At 42.0% G+C, this 19,228-nt stretch carries 18 protein-coding genes; 7 read left to right on the top strand and 11 right to left on the bottom strand.

Annotated features, from left to right (window positions below; genetic code table 11):
* Positions 1-6: 6 nt before the first annotated feature.
* The 3 genes from NST24_RS02005 to NST24_RS01995 are packed head-to-tail and all read right to left on the bottom strand — an operon-like array spanning position 7 to position 5,133.
* Complete coding sequence (locus NST24_RS02005) at positions 7-1,092, bottom strand: ABC transporter substrate-binding protein (RefSeq protein ID WP_342462237.1); 1,086 nt, start codon at positions 1,090-1,092, stop codon at positions 7-9.
* Positions 1,089-3,074, bottom strand: coding sequence for a hydantoinase B/oxoprolinase family protein (locus NST24_RS02000; protein WP_342462236.1), 1,986 nt, complete (start codon positions 3,072-3,074; stop codon positions 1,089-1,091). The genes NST24_RS02005 and NST24_RS02000 overlap by 4 nt, the downstream gene beginning before the upstream one ends.
* Positions 3,064-5,133, bottom strand: a complete 2,070-nt coding sequence (locus NST24_RS01995; RefSeq protein WP_342462235.1) for a hydantoinase/oxoprolinase family protein — start codon at positions 5,131-5,133, stop codon at positions 3,064-3,066. The genes NST24_RS02000 and NST24_RS01995 overlap by 11 nt, the downstream gene beginning before the upstream one ends.
* 368 nt (positions 5,134-5,501) lie before the next feature.
* Here NST24_RS01995 and NST24_RS01990 point away from each other — a divergent pair, with 368 nt between their 5' ends.
* From NST24_RS01990 to comJ, 3 genes are all read left to right on the top strand, one after another.
* Positions 5,502-5,930, top strand: a complete 429-nt coding sequence (locus NST24_RS01990) for a NucA/NucB deoxyribonuclease domain-containing protein (RefSeq protein ID WP_007498233.1) — start codon at positions 5,502-5,504, stop codon at positions 5,928-5,930.
* Positions 5,931-6,056: 126 nt separating this feature from the next.
* Positions 6,057-7,754, top strand: coding sequence for a methyl-accepting chemotaxis protein (locus NST24_RS01985; protein ID WP_342462234.1), 1,698 nt, complete (start codon positions 6,057-6,059; stop codon positions 7,752-7,754).
* Positions 7,755-7,891: 137 nt separating this feature from the next.
* A complete protein-coding gene (gene comJ / locus NST24_RS01980) occupies positions 7,892-8,278 on the top strand; it encodes a competence protein ComJ (RefSeq protein ID WP_039166300.1) in 387 nt (128 codons plus the stop codon).
* A 1-nt stretch (position 8,279) separates the two neighbouring features.
* On the opposite strand, the gene NST24_RS01975 is transcribed toward comJ, so the two are convergent.
* Positions 8,280-9,086 carry an AAC(3) family N-acetyltransferase gene (locus NST24_RS01975; RefSeq protein ID WP_342462233.1) on the bottom strand — a complete coding sequence of 269 codons (807 nt, stop codon included), beginning with the start codon at positions 9,084-9,086 and terminating at the stop codon, positions 8,280-8,282.
* Between the two features lie 24 nt (positions 9,087-9,110).
* Positions 9,111-9,530 (bottom strand): Lrp/AsnC family transcriptional regulator, encoded by a 420-nt coding sequence (locus NST24_RS01970; protein WP_342462232.1) that lies wholly within the window; start codon positions 9,528-9,530, stop codon positions 9,111-9,113.
* A 115-nt stretch (positions 9,531-9,645) separates the two neighbouring features.
* Between NST24_RS01970 and NST24_RS01965 the strand changes: the two genes are divergently transcribed.
* Positions 9,646-10,410: an MBL fold metallo-hydrolase gene (locus NST24_RS01965; RefSeq protein ID WP_342462231.1), complete on the top strand. Its 765-nt coding sequence runs from the start codon at positions 9,646-9,648 to the stop codon at positions 10,408-10,410.
* Positions 10,411-10,456: 46 nt separating this feature from the next.
* Here the strand turns inward: NST24_RS01965 and NST24_RS01960 are convergent, their stop codons facing one another.
* The gene (locus NST24_RS01960) at positions 10,457-10,786 is read right to left on the bottom strand and encodes a YckD family protein (RefSeq protein WP_024718960.1); all 330 of its coding nucleotides are present in this window, start codon (positions 10,784-10,786) and stop codon (positions 10,457-10,459) included.
* A 181-nt stretch (positions 10,787-10,967) separates the two neighbouring features.
* Here NST24_RS01960 and NST24_RS01955 point away from each other — a divergent pair, with 181 nt between their 5' ends.
* Positions 10,968-11,840 carry a transporter substrate-binding domain-containing protein gene (locus NST24_RS01955; RefSeq protein WP_008347852.1) on the top strand — a complete coding sequence of 291 codons (873 nt, stop codon included), beginning with the start codon at positions 10,968-10,970 and terminating at the stop codon, positions 11,838-11,840.
* 12 nt (positions 11,841-11,852) lie between these two features.
* Positions 11,853-12,530: an amino acid ABC transporter permease gene (locus tag NST24_RS01950; protein WP_096880980.1), complete on the top strand. Its 678-nt coding sequence runs from the start codon at positions 11,853-11,855 to the stop codon at positions 12,528-12,530.
* A 31-nt stretch (positions 12,531-12,561) separates the two neighbouring features.
* Here NST24_RS01950 and NST24_RS01945 read toward each other — a convergent pair whose 3' ends face one another.
* The 5 genes from NST24_RS01945 to NST24_RS01925 all read right to left on the bottom strand — a co-directional run bounded on the left by NST24_RS01945 (position 12,562) and on the right by NST24_RS01925 (position 18,800).
* Positions 12,562-13,860 (bottom strand): arsenic transporter, encoded by a 1,299-nt coding sequence (locus NST24_RS01945; protein ID WP_061417860.1) that lies wholly within the window; start codon positions 13,858-13,860, stop codon positions 12,562-12,564.
* Positions 13,861-13,989: 129 nt separating this feature from the next.
* A complete protein-coding gene (locus NST24_RS01940; RefSeq protein WP_008342058.1) occupies positions 13,990-15,222 on the bottom strand; it encodes a helix-turn-helix domain-containing protein in 1,233 nt (410 codons plus the stop codon).
* 125 nt (positions 15,223-15,347) lie between these two features.
* Positions 15,348-16,895, bottom strand: coding sequence for an L-glutamate gamma-semialdehyde dehydrogenase (gene pruA, locus NST24_RS01935; RefSeq protein WP_342462230.1), 1,548 nt, complete (start codon positions 16,893-16,895; stop codon positions 15,348-15,350).
* A 23-nt stretch (positions 16,896-16,918) separates the two neighbouring features.
* Positions 16,919-17,836 carry a proline dehydrogenase gene (locus NST24_RS01930; RefSeq protein WP_268430360.1) on the bottom strand — a complete coding sequence of 306 codons (918 nt, stop codon included), beginning with the start codon at positions 17,834-17,836 and terminating at the stop codon, positions 16,919-16,921.
* A 160-nt stretch (positions 17,837-17,996) separates the two neighbouring features.
* The gene (locus NST24_RS01925; protein ID WP_342462229.1) at positions 17,997-18,800 is read right to left on the bottom strand and encodes a nucleotidyltransferase domain-containing protein; all 804 of its coding nucleotides are present in this window, start codon (positions 18,798-18,800) and stop codon (positions 17,997-17,999) included.
* A 60-nt stretch (positions 18,801-18,860) separates the two neighbouring features.
* Between NST24_RS01925 and NST24_RS01920 the strand changes: the two genes are divergently transcribed.
* Positions 18,861-19,175, top strand: coding sequence for a hypothetical protein (locus tag NST24_RS01920; protein ID WP_008342068.1), 315 nt, complete (start codon positions 18,861-18,863; stop codon positions 19,173-19,175).
* The last annotated feature ends 53 nt before the right edge of the window (positions 19,176-19,228 follow it).

Genomic DNA, 19,228 nt, shown 5'->3' with positions numbered 1-19,228 from the left:
GATCACCTATTTTCCTCCGCCTAATACTTCATTCCATCGATTCGTCCATTGACCGAGCTCTGAAGTCGCTGTTTCGTAATCTACCCAAGTCAGCTTGCTATAATAATTTTCGCCAACCTTCACTTTCCCCTTAATTTTGTCTCCGTATTTCACATCAGAATTCGACATGCCATAGTAAGATTTTTCTGAGAAGGCTTCTTGAGCTTCTTTCCCACTAAGGTAGTTTAATAGCTTATAAGCCGCTTCCTCATGCTGACTTCCCTTTGTTAACGCCCAGCTCGCAACTGCTGCCACAGCGCCTTCTTTCGGATATGAGAATCCAATATCCATCCCTTCTTCTTCAAGTGCAAATGATCGGCCATCCCAATATGGAACTGCCGTCACGTCACCACGTTCTAACAGCGTTTGAATAGACCCTGGGTTATCAGGAAAAGCAGCTACACGCCCTTTTAATTGTGCGAGGCTTTTAAATGCTTTATCAATATCCTTAGGATTTGATTCTGTCCCTCCTTGAGCATGGACAAGTGCAGAGAAAAATTGTAAGCCCGCTGAATAAGTTGGGGAAGAAATCGCCACTTTCCCTTTCAGCTGATCGCTCCATAAATCTGTCCAGCTGTTTGGCTCCTGTTTGACAAGATCTTTTCTATAAGCAATTCCAAGCTGTCCCATACTAAAGCCTGCTGCATATTGTTTTCCATCAACAGTGAGTTTCTTTTGAACAGAACGATAAAGCTTTTTCACATTTGGCGCTTGATCTTCATCAATAGGCGCAAGAACGTTTGCCGCAATACCTCTTTGAATCGTATCAGGCTGTAAAATAAGCAAATCATACGGTGGATTTTTACCATTAGATGCTTTTAATTTTGTAAACCATTCAGAATCTGCCCCAGAGACCGTTTGTACTTTAATGCCTGTATCCTTTTCAAACTTTTCGAGGATTGGCTTAATATTCTTTTCCCAATCCCCTCCGTAGACACCAACGATCACAGTCTGCTGCTGTTTACTTTGGTCCTGCCCATTTCCACCGCATGCAGACAGCAGTAACACGACGGATAGGATACCTGCAAATATGGCGATTACTCTTCTTTTCATGATTCATTTCCCCCTTTTTGTTGATTCAAGTGATGAAGTGCTTGAATAATATCCATCTTTGTTAACGGTTCCTGTCTATGACCAAAATGAGAATGAACCGCATGTTTATAGTGCGTACGCTCATTTGCTGGGTATGAACGAAGCTGCACAGCAAGCTCACTGCTGGCTTCGTCCGTCCACACTTTCTCATAAGCTGCTCTTTGCTCTCCAAAATCCCAAGCGACAGCATCAGCATCATTCATCTTTTCACGAAGCCTGCTCGTCTGTTCGTCATCAATTTTCCATTCATTATGGTCTCGATAGACTTTGACGCCATATTGCTGCAGTGCTCTTTCTTCACTTAATAGCCCTGCTTCCACTTCATGAAGGACTTTTTCTTTCTTTCTAGCAAATGGATTCCCCCATCCTCCTCCACTTGGTGAAATCAATTGAACAATATCGCCTTTTTCAAGACGCATGACATCAATTTTCGGCTGGTTTTGTGTCTCCCCATTTGGTTTGGTCAATTTCACCTCACCAATTGCTCCTGCTCGGCCGCCCATTAACCCCCAAGGTTGAAACTTCATTCGTTCCATTCCTCGTGCTGTCACCATCGATTCTGGCTTGATCATTTCAAATTCCAAGCCAATCGCATGTCCCCCTCTATGTTCCCCTGCTCCACCTGTGTTCGGCAGCAGTTCATATCGGTGTACATGAATATCAATATGCTGTTCCAAGCTCTCAATGGGTGTATTTTTTAAAAAGCCTGACGAATGATCAATTCCATCTACTCCATCAGTCCCTTTTTGAGCACCGCCGCCTCCGCCTAACGGTTCGACCACAGACATTTTTCTGCCTCCTGTTTGATCATCAGGAACAGAGAGAACGACGATAGCGGATTGACCTGCACCTGCCGCCGGCACTGCTTCAGGCAACAGCTTACCAATAGCACCTAGCACGACATTATACAGTCTCATTGTAATGGAATGCCGAATACCGACAGAAGCCGGATATTCTGGATGGACAAGCGTTCCTTTAGGTGAAATCACGTCTATCGGATACGTAATCCCACCATTAATCGGAATAAAAGGATCTTTACTAATGATGTAATTAATCAATCCTTGATATAAGAAGGAGTGCTTTTGACCATTGGTGACAAGATTAAAAGCTGTCTTAACTTGCGGGTCACACTCAGAGAAGTCCAGTGTCAGCTGTTTCCCTTTGACCGTCAGCTTGATCTTTAATCGGATCGGCACGTCCGAAATCATATCATCATCCAAGTAATCAGCGAATTCACTCGTTCCATCAGGAATGGCTTCAATTACTTTTCCTGCGCGATCCTCTGCTTGCTTCAGCAGATCAATCATTCCTTGCTTCACTTCGTTTTTTCCAAATTTCTCGATCATTTCTTTTAGTCTGATTTCTGCTGTATTAACAGCGGCAATCATCGCATTAATATCGCCATCATTTAAATGACTCGCCCGGCTATTAGCTCTTAAAAAGGTACGAACAACCTGATTCTCTTTTCCACCTTCATAGATTTTCACTGGCGGAATTCTTAATCCTTCTTGATGAACATCCGTGGCAGTTGGAGAAATACTTGAAGGGACAAGACCGCCCACATCACTTACATGAACAAAAGACCAGGCATAGCTGACAATTTCATCTGCTATAAAAATGGGTTTGATGATATGAACATCTGGCAAATGAGTCGCTAAACCGTCTGTCGTATAAGGATCATTTGTGATGATAATGTCACCCGGCTGCATCGGTCCGCTTTCTACAATCGCTTTTTTGAGACTCAGCCCTAAAAAGATCGTGACACCGACTGTTTTTGGGTAAACAAAGAAATCTCCAGAAGGCGTGGCTAATGCTGTGGCAAAATCCGCCGATTCTTTTACGAATGTTGTAAAGGATGTCCGCTCAATGACATGTCCCATGCCTGATGCAATCGCATTAAAATAACTCCTCATCATCTCAAGCTTTGCTGGATCAGTTCCCATGTAAAGCCGCCTCCCTTGAAATCACCAAGTTTCCTGAATGGTCTATGCTGCCTGCCCAGTTTGGCAAAATCAATGTTGTCGTATCATCTTGCTCAATGATGGCAGGTCCATTCACAACAGCACCTAATGACAAAGTACTCCGATTGTAAACAGATGCTTCGTACTCTTTTTCTTCTATAAAGATTCGTCTGTATGATTGTGGTATTAAAGGCTGTCCGCCGCTTTCATCAACAGGAGAGAAAGGCAGTGGAGGCGTTTCACCTATAACCCGAACTCGCAAATGAGTAAATTCAATGTTCGCCTGATCATCTCTATGGCCATATTGACGCTCATGCAGGCTGTGGAAAGCTTCAATCAGATGATAGACGTCTTGTTCCTGCTTTAGCCAATCCACCGATAATGGCAATTCAATCTCAAATGCCTGTCCTTGATAGCGGGCATCTGCTAATAACAAAATGGACGTTTGTTTGATATGTTGAATGTTTTGCTGGCTGAACCAATCCGTTGCTTTGCGAGAAAGCATTTCATAATCTTGTTTTAATTCGTCCATCGTATAGTCTTGTAAGCATATTTTCTTAGACAACACAGCATCATGGATAAAATCGGCTGTAAGTGCACCTAGCGCACATAATGTCCCTGGACTTGGAGGGACGACCACATTTTTCGCATGAATTTCTCTGGCAAGGAAATTCGCGACAACAGGCCCTGCCCCGCCAAATGCTAGCAAACTAAAATCTCTAGGATCAAACCCTTGCTGCTCCATGACATTGCTTAATTCTGTGTACATATTGGCAACAGCCACTTGAATCAACTGGTCAGCCGCCTGTTCGACCGTTTTATGAAGCTGATCAGCAATTGGCTGAAAGGCTATTTCCGCTGCAGACCGCTGCAATTGTAAATGTCCTCCGGCAAACCGATCTTGATTGAGGTAACCGCATATGAGAAATGCATCGGTTAAAGCAGCTTTTTTTCCCTTTCCATACGAAGCAGGTCCAGGCTGCGAGCCAACTGATTCCGGTCCTGCTTTAAGAAGCCCGCCTTGATCAAGCCATGCAACAGAACCTCCGCCAGCCCCTATCGAATACATTGCAACAGATGGAAGAATGATCGGAAATCCTGAAAGCTGATTCGATTGAGCCATTGTAGGCTGCCCATTTTGAATGATCGAGATATCTGCACTTGTGCCACCAACATCAAACGTAATTAAATTGGGTTCATTTGCAGATGTTGCAATTCTTGCCGCACCAATTACACCAGCTGCCGGGCCAGAAAAAAGTGTTTTAACGGGTGAAGTGGCTGCACTTTCTGCATCCATTAAACCACCATTTGATTGGGTAATGTATGGAGAAATTGGTACACCTTCTTCTTTCAAACGGTTTTTCAACGTTTGTAAATATTGTTTCACCTTTGGTTGAATGTACAAATTGACAACAGACATCACTGTCCGCTCATATTCTCTCATTTGTGGCCATAATTCTGATGATGTCAGGACTTCTAACTGTGGGTAATGATGATGAATATAGGCTTTTGCCTGTAATTCATGAACTGGATTTTGATAGCTATGTAAAAAAGAAATGACAATGCCTGCTAGTTTTTTAGAGATGACCTGCTGGACAGCATCATCTAATTGCTGCAGTTGGAGAGGTTTTTTGATCGAACCATCGTGTATGAGCCTTTCAGAGATTGGATATACATGTTTTCGTGGTATCAATGGTTCTGGCAATTGAGAATTGAAGTCATAAGGAATGGGTAGACGTAAACGCTGTAATGACAAAATGTCTTGAAAACCTTCCGTTACAAAAAGGGCTAAATCTGCTCCCTTTCTCTGCAATAATGTATTAAGACCGATTGTCATGCCGTGTACGAGATATTGGATTTTGGATAAATCGACACCTCTTTCTTTTAGAAGTTTTAGCCCATTGATAATTCCTTGAGCTGGGTCATCTGTCACTGTAGGTGTCTTGAGTTCAGTCAGCTCCCCTGTTGCTTCATTCATCAGCGATAAATCAGTAAATGTTCCACCTATGTCTATTCCGAGCCGATAAGAGACATCCGCCATTTGTACTTCCCTCCTGTCATGTAAATGGAATCATATTTTGATAAATTACGACATTTTTTGATATTTGACTCCATATTATTAAAGCATATCGGTCTAGTCAATTTTATTTTTTTGAAATTTCTGTGTGTTAAAATCTTGAAATTAGCCCAAAAACCTTTGATAAAGCCATTTTAAATAAGCAGAATTGTAATATGAGCAGCAAAATTAAATTTTTTGTGATTTTTGTTCAAATAGGAAAAGAGAATAAACAGGGAAAAAACGTTTTTCGAACTTTAAAAGACGTTTTTTCAAAACGAGGAGAAATTGGTAAGTAATTCTGCTATACTTCTGTTTACAAAATACGCTAAAGAGAAAGAGAGCTAGCATCTATGAAACTTCTTAAAACCATTCTCTTGCTTTTATTGATTGTCATTGGTATAGCGACAGGCTATGTCCAACTAGGGCAACATAAACAAGAGACGACAAACTCTTCTTATGACAAAACCATTCACTTTCCATCAGATCGATATCCAGAAACTGCGAAGCACATAGAAGAAGCAATTGATGAAGGGCATTCTTCCATTTGCACCATTGATCGGAAAAATAGTGATGAGCAAAGAGACAAATCACTTCATGGCATTCCAACAAAGCGTGGTTATGATCGTGATGAATGGCCAATGGCGATGTGTAAAGAAGGTGGAGCAGGGGCTTCTGTCAAATATGTACGTCCTTCGGATAATAGGGGTGCAGGCTCTTGGGTAAGTCATCAATTATCAGATGATCCTGATGGCACAAGAATCCAATTTATTATCGAGTAGCACGATCTTTCCTTTTTTCACAACAAAAATTTCTGTGTAAGTGCATTCACGTATATCAAACATTTTTTTCATGCCGATAATCTTTAAGGAGGGATACCCTACCTTATACCTAAAGGAGTAAAAAGCATGAAGAAAAAAGGAAAACTGAGGCTTGGCGCCAAAATAATGCTGATCTTTTTAAGTGTCCTCATCGTATTTTCAGCAGTGGTTGGTTATGTAGTGAACCGCGAAATGACAGAGAACATTAAGCAAATGGCCACCGAAAAAGCAAAAGGCGATCTAAAGCTAGGATACGCTTACCTAACTGAAAAGGTTGCTGGCTCGTGGCAGATAAAAGATGGCAAGCTTTACAAAGGAAATACTCAAATCAATAACCATGACACATTGGTTGATCAATTAGCCGAATATACTGGTGATACAATCACGATCTTCCAAGGAAATACCCGTGTTGCCACAAATGTCATGTTAAACGGGAAACGAGCTGTAGGAACCGAAGTCTCACCTGAAGTAAAGACCGCTGTTTTGGATAAAGGCGAGAATTATTACGGAACAGCCAATGTTGCGGGTAAAGACTACCAAACAGCTTATATGCCCATCAAAAATGATACAGGGGAAACGATTGGTATTTTCTATACCGGTGCAAATCAAAGCATGATTTCACAAATGCTTCAGTCTTTCTTTATTCAATTTGTCACGGTTCTACTGTTAAGTTTAATTGTTTCTGTTATCATTATTTCTATTTTCACAAAGCGGATTCAGACACGTCTCAAACATATGGCATCTGCTATTAAGAGTGCAGGCGAAGGAAATTTAACCATCAACGTGACAGATCACACAGGCGATGAACTTTCTGAGTTGGCAGGTCATTTTAATAAGATGCGTGAGAAATTAAATCAAACCATTTTAAATGTGATTAAAACATCTGAATTAGTAGCCACCTCTTCTGAGGAGCTGTCAGCTAGCGCAGAAGAAACGAGTGCAGCATCAGAAAAAATTACCCATACCATTCAAGAAGTCGCTCAATCGTCTGAACAGCAATCAGCCCAAATGACAGCTAGTGAGCACACGATGAGACAAGTATCTAATGAGCTAGTAAACATCACTGAAAATGCGGGACAAATGGCAACAAGAAGCCAATCCGCACAAGAAATGGCCCAAAAAGGTGTACAAAATATCGGTGAAGTCAATTCACAAATGACATCTATTGCAAAATCAATTGAAGAGAACGGCACAGCAATTCAAGCGCTAGAAACACGTTCAGCCGAGATTGATCAGATTTCCAAAGTGATTACAGATATCGCTAACCAAACAAATCTACTTGCTCTTAATGCGGCCATTGAGGCAGCACGCGCAGGTGAACATGGAAAAGGTTTTGCCGTTGTGGCAGACGAAGTGAGGAAGCTCGCAGAAGAATCGCAAACATCATCCAACATGATTTCACATCTCATTTCCGAAATACAAAAAGAGATGAATCATTCGACGAGTGCCATTAAACGAGTACGAGAGGAAGCGGCTCAAGGGGCTGTTCTTATTTCTCATACAGAGGAATCATTTATCGACATTCAGCAGTCAATGAAGGAAATGGCAGATGGCATTAAACATTTATCAGATGCATCCCAAAAAATCGCAGCTTATACAAATGATGCGAAGCAAACCTTTGCCTCTATCACAGAAGGCGTTAAACTGACGAGTGAACATTCACAACAAGTAGCAGGTTTAACAGAAGAACAATTCGCAGCAATGGAAGAAGTAACAGCTTCATCAGAGGCTCTCGCCCATTTAGCAGGAGACCTAAAAGAAATGGTTTCGCAATTTCACATCTAGATCCCTCATACAGTAGCGCAAGACGGCGACAATCGTCTTGCTGTCTAACATTCTCTTCAATTATCTTACTTTCAAACATTCACTTTTCAACATGATTCCAAGCTGGACAAATTTTATGAATAAAGGAGTTATCTATTATGAATGATTTAAATCAAACGTATCCCCTATCTATCTCCTATCACCAAATCACCGTATACACTGGAAGCACAACGCCACCTGTGATTGATTGGACAGATGACGATATTCTTCAAGGATTCGCAACCGGGGATCGAGGTATTTCTTTTGAAGGCATCAATAACGGAAAGGCTTCTATTATCGTGACATTAAACAGCCATGAGCCTCCATCATCCGTTGATAGAGTCATCACAGTGCCATTTACTCATTCAAGTGATCATGTTTATCTGACAAGCGTCATGGCACAGGTACTGTCTTTCTCCATTCCAAAAGGAGACTATCAGCTCACCTGCTATATATCTGAGCACCCTGATCAAGATCTCTATTATTTTGATTTTCAGACTGCTTAGATCACGCCTGGTCGTACTGTTCAAGCCATTTTTCCGCAAAATCGACCGATTCTCTCATCGGCAATAAATACGAATTGGCTAGCCCAATTCGACTGTGGTTATAACTACATTCTGATTGTAAAAAGTCACGACCAATCTGTTCAAATAATTCTTCTCTTGTGATGATATCTTGATACTCTTTCCACACCCTCCAACCATTCTCTAAAATGGGGGCCCCTCGTGTCATGAGGTCTTGCTGTGAGATTCGATATTCAGCTAAGTGAAAAGCTGTCACACTCTCGAATGACGTGCCAATTAGCAGCACTTTTGCATCAAGATCGTACATACGTCCAAGAGGTGAATTTTCTCCTAAACCATAAGGAAGCGCATGGTGTTTCAACACTTCATCTTTCCTTTTCCCCCAGGCGGTGAATGAGAAATGAGGATGATTGCTTCTTTCTACGCCTGGGTATTTCCAAAAGGTCTCCGCTACCTTTCCCATTGCTGTTGGAGCTGTGTAAGCCGGATCAAATGCAGGCATCGTGTCTTTGATCGGTTTCCACCAAGAATAAGGAACAGGCGGATTGATCCAATCAGCAGGATCCGACAGCTCTAATGTTTGTGCCGGCATAATCAGTGTTCCTTCATCTGTTAAAATATCCATCATAGCTTGTATAACGGCTATAGCTCCTCCATTCACCCAGCCAATAGATGACAAGGATGAGTGGACACATAAGATCATGCCCTTCCTTACACCAAGTTGAACCAAATCCGCTTTGATTCTTTCCTTTGTGATCGGTTCAGCCTGATGTTCAATTAATCTTTTCATCGGTTATTTCCTCCTGCGCCTCATCTATTCTTGATGAGTGAGACGTTTCACAGCGATAGACAATTTATAATTTGCATGCTTTGTTAGCTCCGTTAAAAATTGATCAAGCTCATCATGACTGGAGAAATGTCCTTCAGCCATATAACAGCCCTCTCCACTTATTTTAAACAGGTTTTTGATTTCTTCCTTTTGATGGAGAAACGATAAAAGCGGTTTATGATCATGACTTCGGGTAAAGAGCTGTAAAAATGTTTGGATGTTCTGCTGTGTCCGCCAGTTAATTGAAATGGTATAGGCTTCAATAACCCCCTCTTCTTCAAGCTTTGAAACTCTATTTTTAGCAGCTTGACCGGTTAAATGGACTTTTTCACCAAGTGCTTTCATCGTCAATCGGCTATTCTTTGAGAGTTCTTTTAATATATCCATATCTGTTTTGTCTAGCATTGGCTCACCTCTTTCAAAAATCAAGTCGTTCCGCTGAAAGACTTTCATGATCCTCTGTCACATGAAGCTCTTTTAATATACTGTAAACTTAATGAGAAAAAAAGGAGGCCTTCTAATGAAAATAACACTCATTCGTAATGCTACTTTATACCTTCAATATGGTCCGTCAACATTTTTAATCGATCCCTTTTTAGCAGCAAAAGGAACCTATCCACCGTTCCCGCATACTGCCAATCAACATGTAAACAATCCAATTGTGGAGCTGCCTGCAAACATTGATTTGGACAAGATATTACAGCCTGATGCTGTCCTCCTCACTCATTTACATGTAGATCACTTTGACGACGAGGCAAAAAAGAGATTAGCGCAAACTTTGCCGATCTATACTCAATCAGAGAAAGATCGCAAGGAAGTGAAAGAAGCTGGATTTCAACATGTTACATGCATTGAAGATGAAATGGATGTTTGCGGTGTTCATATGAAACGAACTGGCGGGCAGCACGGGACAGGAGAAACCGCTAAACGGATGGGACAAGTGAGCGGTTTTGTTTTCTCTCATCCTGATGAGCCTACTCTTTATATTGCAGGAGATACCATTTGGTGTGATGAGCCGAAAGAGGTTGTGAATACATGCCAGCCAGATATTATTGTGGTCAATAGTGGAGCTGCCCAATTTTTAGAGGGAGACCCAATTACGATGACAAAGGAAGAGATTGTAGACATTCACCATACTCAACCACAAGCTCAAATCATCGCCTGTCACCTTGAAGCCGTGAATCATTGCTTATTAACAAGAGCCGCATTAACATCTTACATTCAAGAGAATCATGCAGATCAGGCCATTTTTGTCCCTCAAGATGGCGAGACGCTGACCTTTTAACACATAAACAATAAAAACCGGCACCTTGCTGCCGGTTTTCTTCAACTTATGGTCGATGGTGCTGTGGTTTTTTTAGTAATGGAACAAACCCGTTATTTTTTAAGTGATTGTAATGTTCATCCATTCGTTTTGTGATGTGCGTGCCTTGTTCCTTCGTTAACACACCATACTGAACGTATTTTTCAATCACTTCTTTTCGTTTAGATAAAATTTGCTGTTCAAGTACTTCAATTTGTTTTTGTTGCTCTGTCGTTAATTTTACTTGATGCGTGACGGGGCGCTTTTCCATTTGGGGTGTTTCTCCATGAGCCGTATTCACCTGAAAACCAAATAATAGCACCATCGTTAGTAAGATCAAACCACTTGTTTTTTTCATCACTGTCGTTCCCTCCTTTATTCGATTTTAATTTGCACACTCTTTCCTTTTTTATACATTATTCACAGCATCAAATTGCACATAATATTCTTACTTTTTCGCTTTTCATCTGAAAACGTTGTCCTAACTGAAAAAGCGTGCTATGTTTTGTTTTGTATAAAAAATAGAGGAGGATTCTTAAATGAGTCGTTTTTATCATAGAAAACCTATATGGGTGCTGCTTGTTGTGTCTGCTCTCATGCTTGTCATGTCTGCTTGCAATCAATCAGGCTCATCTCAGTCTGGAGAATCAAAGTGGGATCAGATTCAAAAGAAAGGGAAAATCGTGGTCGCTACTTCAGGCACCTTGTATCCTACGTCTTACCATGATACATCGAACGGCAAGGATCAATTGACTGGCTATGAAGTGGAAGTCGTCAAAGAAGCATTTAAGCGCCTTGACGTAAAAGTAGAATTTAAAGAAATGGGTTATGACGGTATGCTCAGTGCCATTAATTCAGGTCAGGTGGATGCCGCTGCAAACGATATCGACATCACAGATGACAGGAAAGATAAGTTCGCCTTTTCAACACCTTATAAATACTCCTATGGAACCGCTATCGTCAGAAAAGATGATCTGTCAGGTATTAAAACGCTAAAGGATTTAAAAGGAAAGAAAGCAGCAGGTGCTGCAACGACCATCTATATGGATGTTGCCCGTAAGTATGGTGCAAAAGAAGTCATTTATGATAATGCCACAAACGAGCAATATTTAAAGGATGTCGCAAATGGCCGTACAGATGTCATTTTAAATGACTACTACTTACAAACACTGGCGCTTGCTGCATTCCCTAAGCTAAATATTACGATCCATCCAGACTTAAAATACATGCCGAATGAACAAGGGTTTGTGATGAAAAAAGACAATACAGAGCTTCAAAAAGAATTAAATCGTGTATTAAAAGAGATGAAAAAAGACGGAACCATGAAAAAGATTTCAGAGAAATTCTTTAATCATGCTGACGTCTCAAAAAAAATTGATGTTGATGTCGAAGATGTCGACATTTCTAAATAAGGAGCCGCAGACGTGGGAGATATTCATTTAGAATATATCTTTAATCCTGCACTGGCAAAAGCGTCATTTCCGTTTGTGATGAAAGGCATCTGGCTGACGCTGCTCATTTCTTTTGTGAGCATGTTTTTTGGTACGATTCTAGGTTTTTTTATTGCCCTTGCTAGAATGGCAAATACGTGGTTCCTTCGGCTGCCTGCACGGCTGTATATTTCATTCATGCGAGGGGTTCCCATTCTGGTCATTTTGTTTATCCTTTATTTCGGATTCCCTTACATCGGCATTGAATTTACAGCTGTCACTGCTGCTATTATTGGATTCAGCTTCAATAGTGCTGCATACATTGCCGAAATTAACCGGGCGGCTCTCTCCTCTGTTCCAAGTGGTCAAGTGGAAGCCGCCAAATCACTCGGTCTCAGCTATTGGCAAACGATGCGTGGAGTCATTTTGCCTCAATCCGTGCGCATTGCACTGCCACCCCTGACCAACGTCATGCTTGATTTAATCAAAGCTTCCTCACTAGCGGCAATGATTACTGTGCCCGAACTCTTCCAGCAAGCAAAAATTGTGGGTGGACGAGAATTCGATTATATGACCATGTATATATTGGTTGCCTTGATTTACTGGGGCATATGCAGTGTGGTCTCATTGCTCCAAGACTTTTTGGAAAAACACTATGCAAAATATCTATAACAACAAAAAGCAGATCCATTGGATCTGCTTTTTAATGTATCAACCATAACCACACATACAACCCCAATAACGTGATGATCAGCGTCGGTATGGTTAGAATGATTCCAGCTTTCATGTATGCTCCCCAAGAAATATGCACACCTTTTTTCTTCAAGACATGAAGCCACAGCAATGTCGCCAATGAACCGATTGGGGTCATTTTTGGACCAAGGTTTGAGCCGATGACGTTGGCATAAATCAGTGCATCTCTCATCACACCTGCTGTATCTGTGTGACCGATGGCAATCGCATCAATTAAAACGGTTGGGAGGTTGTTCATGACAGAAGATAGCACTGCTGCCAGAACCCCCATAAACATCGTTCCCGCAAGTAAACCGTGTGACGCCCCCTGTTCAATCCACGCCGCTAAAATTTCCGTCAGGCCGACATTTTTCAGCCCATACACCACGACATACATGCCGATAGAGAAAAACACAATCGACCACGGTGCTTCTTTGACGACTCGTTTTGTCGCTACTTGTGGACTCCGTTTCGCCAGCCATAAGAAAGCAATGGCAATGCCTCCTACAATGATTGACACCGGAATGCCTGCCAATTCCCCAGCAAAATATCCAACAAGCAAGCACCCTAACACATACCAAGATAACCGGAACATGCGCAGATCACGAATGGCCGAAGCTGGTTCCTTCGCCTGCGAAACATCGTACGTTTTCGGGATGAGTTTCCGATAAAACACATACAGCACAAGCATACTAGCGCCAAGCGATACAAGGTTTGGGACGAACATGTTTGCTGTATATTCAAGAAAGCCAATATGAAAATAATCGGCTGATACGATATTGACCAAGTTACTAATGACAAATGGCAAAGACGTCGTATCTGCAATAAAGCCGCTTGCCATGACAAATGGCAGGATCATACGCTCATCCAACTTCAGCGCTCTGACCACAGATAAAACGATCGGGGTTAAGATAAGTGCTGCTCCATCGTTGGCAAAAAAAGCTGCTACCACAGCGCCGAGCAATGTTAAATAAATAAACATGCGGACCCCGTTCCCTCTTGCGGCTTTTGCCATATGAAGTGCCGCCCATTCAAAAAAACCAATCTCATCTAAAATCAATGAAATGATGATAATTCCAATAAATGCAAAGGTGGCGTTCCAGACAATTTGGGTAACTTCCCATACATCGCCCAAATGAACGACCCCAAAAACAAGAGCAAGAATCGCTCCCCCGCACGCTGACCATCCAATGGTTAAACGTCCTGGCTGCCAAATGACAAGGACGAGGGTCATGATGAAAATTAAAATGGCCAAGGTGACTGATCCCAAAGGTGGCCCTCCTTTCACTTTCCTCATAAAATCTTTATCTATCATACAACGAAATAAGGCAATTGTATGCCATTTTATGATCTCGCATAAAAATCCGCAGGTCATCCTTTGCACCTGCGGAGTCCACGCCTATTGATCTTTTTTCATCAGCATCAATTCAATAAATAACTCACATCGCTGGCTAAAATGACTTAAATCAATAGACGTCATTTCAAAAATTTGTTTCATTCGATAATTTAGTGTATTTTGATGAATAAACAACTGCTCTGCAGCTGGTTTTAGCTTGCAATTATTCAATAAGTAGACCTCTAAGGTTTTTAAAAATGATGTTTGGCTGTCACGGTCTTTTTCCTTTAGGCGCAACAAATCTGGATTAAAGTCGTTTTTCTTTTTTTGGTGACTGTAAATCGAGTCTAAGAACCGGAAGACCCCCAAATGCTCGTAATCGTATGGAATCAATTCCTGTCCGCCGACAATCTTCACTGCTTTCACGACTTCTATCGCTTCAAATCGACTTGTGCTCATTTTCATGACATCTCGATATTCTCTTCCCATCCCAATATATAAAGGAGATGGGTGTGTATGCGTTTTCGATTGAAGATGGGCGACGACATCCGCAGCGGTCGCTTTTGGTGAGTGGCGATCTGACAAACTGCCTAATATCACGACGATGTCTGCTTGCACAGAGTAGACGTGATTGACCTTGTCTTCTAGCTGTAAATAGGTTCTAATCATATCCTTCACATCTTCTGCCGTCTCACTTTTGTTATCGGCGGCATGAACAACCATCACAGTAAAGACAGCTGGCAGTGGAATGCTTAAATTCTCAGCTTCCCATTTCAGCTCTTCTTCTGTATAAAAATGATCATCCATGACCTTTTTGAAGAACTCTTCAATCTTGCCTTCCTTTTTCTCCAACTGTTTCTTATTTTTATAAATAACTTTTCCAACTTGAAACGATGCCTCGTGTAAAAATTGCAGCTCCTCTTGAGAGAGAGAATCTTCAATGTCCTGCACCCAAATAAAGCCGACAACCTCTTGTTTGTGCTTGGCGCTCACAGCCACTCGTCGATTAAACCCGAGCTCCTCATGACCATTCACATAAAAAGGATTTGAATCTGTATATAGCTGCTCAATGACCCCTGTTTTTTTTAACCAATCCACCACAGCTCCCGGACATTCCTTTGAGAAAATGGTTTGCTGATTGACTGGGTCGAACTGCTGGATGCTGTAAGAATTATAAGCAAGCAGCTGACATTCAGTACTTTCTAAAATGACTGGTTTTTTTAAATACCCACTAATAAATGCAATTAATTTATCGACATCAAAAAATGTATGAAGCTTTTCTAATATCTCTTCCATCCCGATAGCTCCCTGAATAAGTGATACATTTATCATACTTCTTTCCAGTCATATTTGTATAGAAACAAGTCGTAGACAGGTAAAAAAAGCATGAACTCGCCTGCACGAGTTCATGCTTTTCCATATTAAAACATTTCGCTAATCGTTTTGGCCTGCATGTGCAGAGCAAGATAATCTGGTCCGCCTGCTTTTGAATCAGTTCCTGACATTTTAAAGCCGCCAAATGGGTGGTATCCCACAATCGCTCCCGTACAGTTACGGTTAAAGTAAAGGTTCCCGACATGGAACTCCTGCTTCGCACGGTTGATGTGATCACGATTATTTGTAATGACCGCACCGGTTAACCCGTATTCTGTGTTGTTGGCTACTTCAAGCGCCTCATCAAAGCTTGAGACTTTTGAGAAAGCTAGGACAGGTCCAAAGATTTCTTCTTGCATTAAACGAGATGTTGGCTCTAGATCTGCAAACACGGTTGGATGAATGAAGTACCCTTCTGAATCATCACTTGTTCCGCCAGTGACTAGACGGCCTTCTTGCTTACCAATTTCGATATATTCCGTGATCTTGTCAAAGGAAGCTTGATCAATGACAGGTCCCATGTACACATCAGCTGATAACGGATTCGCTGTTGTTTTCGTTTCTGTGATTTCTTTCACTCGCTCAACGACTTGGTCATACAGCTTCTCGTGGACGACAGCACGAGATCCAGCTGAACATTTTTGACCTGAGAACCCGAAGGCTGATGTGAAAATGGCGTTAGCGGCTAATTCGACATCTGCATCCTCATCTACAACGACTGTATCCTTACCGCCCATTTCAGCAATGACACGCTTTAAATGCTGTTGTCCTGGCTGTACTTTTGCCGCACGTTCAAAAATACGTGTGCCCACTTCTCTTGATCCAGTGAATGTAATAAGGCTTGTTTTCGGATGATCTACTAAGTAATCTCCAACTTCTGCTCCGCTACCTGGCACGAAGTTGACAACACCTTTCGGAAGACCTGCTTGCTCCAGTTCTTCTACAAAGCGGGCAGCAATGACAGGCGTCGCACTTGCTGGCTTTAATACGACTGTATTCCCTGTGACGATTGGTGCAACGGTTGTTCCTGCCATGATCGCAAACAAGAAGTTCCATGGTGGAATGACAAGCGTCACGCCAGTTGGTGTGTACACATATTGATTGCGTTCCCCTTCGCGGCTGTTCACCGGTTTGCCTTTCGCAAGCTCTAGCATTTGACGGGCATAATACTCTAGGAAGTCAATGGCTTCTGCTGTATCTGCATCCGCTTCATTCCAAGGCTTCCCTGCTTCTTTTACGAGAAGGGCTGAATACTCATGCTTTTTACGGCGAATGCTTGCCGCAGCGCGGAATAAGACGCCGGCTCTTTCTTCCGGAGACGTGTAGCGCCATGTTTCAAACGCTTTTGCCGCAGCTTGAATCGCTTGCTCTGCCTCTTCTTTCCCAGCTTTTGATACGGTACCCACGACTTCTTCCTTCTTCGCCGGATTGATCGAGACAATCTTGTCTGCTGTTTCGATTCTTTCTCCATTAATCACAAGCGGATAGGTTTGCCCAAGTGATTCTGTTACTTTGGCTAATGCTTGTTCAAACGCTTGGCGATTTTCTTCCTGGCTAAAATCCGTGAATGGTTCATGCTTGTAAGGTGTTGTCATCTTTGTCACGCTCCCGTTTCAAATTATTTTCTCGTCATCCCTTTTAAAGCAAATGCAATATTTGCCGGTCGTTCTGCAAGACGTCTCATGTAGTAGCCATACCACTCTCGTCCATACGGGGTGTAGACCCTCATTTGATAGCCTTCCTTCACGAGTGCTTGCTGCGTTTCTGATCTCATGCCATACAGCATTTGAAATTCAAACTGACTTGTCTGTATATTGTGTTTTTTCACAATATGTTTCGTAAATTCGATCATTTGATCGTCATGTGTCGCAATGGCTGTATAGTTCCCTGAGAGTAATTGCTTTTCGATCAGATTCTTGTAATTCTGATCGACGTCTTTTTTGTTTGGATACGCCACTTCGGCGGATTCCTTATAGGCACCCTTTACAAGTCTTAAAAATGGTTGCAACTCATTTAGGTCATCAAGATCTTGTTCTGTTCTGTACAAATACGCTTGCAAAACCGTACTGACATACTCATATTGAGATTTCATTTCTTTAAAAATGTCCAGCGTTTTTTGACAGCGCTGTTCATCCTCCATATCAATTGTCACCATAATACGGTGTTTCTCTGCCGTATCTAAAATGCTTTTCATATTGCGATACACAAGGTCATCGTCAATATCTAAGCCAAGCGATGTCATTTTAAGTGACACGTGGGAATTGAGTCCCGCCTCTGCAATTCGCTGAATGGTTTGAATACACTCATTCGTCCGCTCATTTGCAATCTCTGCCTTTGTGACAAACTCACCGAGATGATCAACCGTTACGGCCATACCTTGATCGTTTAATCGTTTGATGACAGGGATAGCGCTCTCAAAATCCTTCCCACCGATGATTTTCTTTGATGCAACAGCACTTCCCCAATTACGAGCAATATGGTTCAAGAGACTGCTCTTTGACAAAAACAAGAAGAAATTTCTTGTGACCGACTCCATAAAGGGCACCTCCCACTCTTTGTAAGCTATGTCTTTATTGTAAGGCTCATGAGCTGTCCACTACAATATTTGAAGATGACAAAAATTCTGACTTTTTTTGTGGTTTTATCACAATAAGAGATAAAAAAGAGCCTACCGCTAACCGGCTGACTCTCCCCTCCTACGCCCACACCTCATCAAGGGTAGACTGCAAAAGCTCATTTAATTCTTGCATCAGATTGTCTTTAGGCTGATTGTAGCTTTTCACCAATTCATCAAAACGCGCCAGCTCTTGATCAATAAATGGATGGACATGAGCGAGACGGTTCTCTACATCCATTTCTTCTCCGTCCATTTTACGTTTGAGCAGTTCGTGAATTTCTGCTAACAGCGGACCTTCCTCCACTAGCTCCTTGAGTAATTCATGAAAGTCCATTGGTGGAACTGTTCGGTAACGTTCAATCCACTGACAGGCAAGCAGCGGACGAAGCACATAGAAATACTTCTTGATTCGCACCTGCTCTCCTCGTAAATGCCGGCTCTCATTCCGCTTCGCCATATTGAGGTAATGATACATCAAAGCCGCAGGGTAAAACGCTCGATCCTTTAATTCTCTTAGCTCCTTTGCCAAAGAGAAAGATTCAGCATAGATGATATCAGAAGACAGCCATTCCATAATGGACGGATTTGATTTATTGAATAGGCGCAGTGCCTTTCTAAGCTCCCAGCCGCTGATATCAAGCATGTCATCAATCGGTCGTTCTATGACATCACGATGCTCTTCCATCGCCCAATACCATTCTTTCCGGGGAACATATAAAAAGCGAACATCATAATCACTATCGGTCGAGGGAAAACCCCATGCCCTGCTGCCCGATTCAACGGCAAGACAAATCTTGACGTCATGCGTTTCTTCGATGATTTTCAGCTCTTCCTTAATTCTCTCTCTCAAGTGTCCATCAACTCTTTCTATAGAATTCTGCATGACTTCTTCACCTTTTGGGAAAATACGAATAAGACATATATGAAAAAGGAGTTGGATCTGATGTCTATATCTCGCATTATGAAATGGATCACTGGGATTTTTGAAGCTTGCCTTGCTATCCCTGTGATCGGAGGTCTATTCGTTATCAGCAATGGCTATTCACCGCTCATGGTCATGCTTATTCTGCATATTATCACACTCGTCTTATCGAAGCGAGACCAGGGACCAATGATTGGAAGTATCATTGGAATTGTCACATCCTGCCTTGCATGGATTCCGATTCTCGGATTCATCCTTCACATCATCACAGCCCTTGCACTGATCGTTACAGCATTAGTGCCTGATGAAAAAACAAGACAGAACACCAGTTATTAAGCTGATCGCTCCAATAGCTGAAAAAGACAAAGAGCTAAAATGAATGTCATTTT

It is taken from the genome of Bacillus sp. FSL R5-0286 (genome assembly GCF_038593245.1).
GTDB lineage: Bacteria > Bacillota > Bacilli > Bacillales > Bacillaceae > Bacillus > Bacillus altitudinis.
The sequence above is the reverse complement of the archived record's forward strand: the minus strand, read 5'-3'. Positions and strand labels throughout refer to the sequence as shown.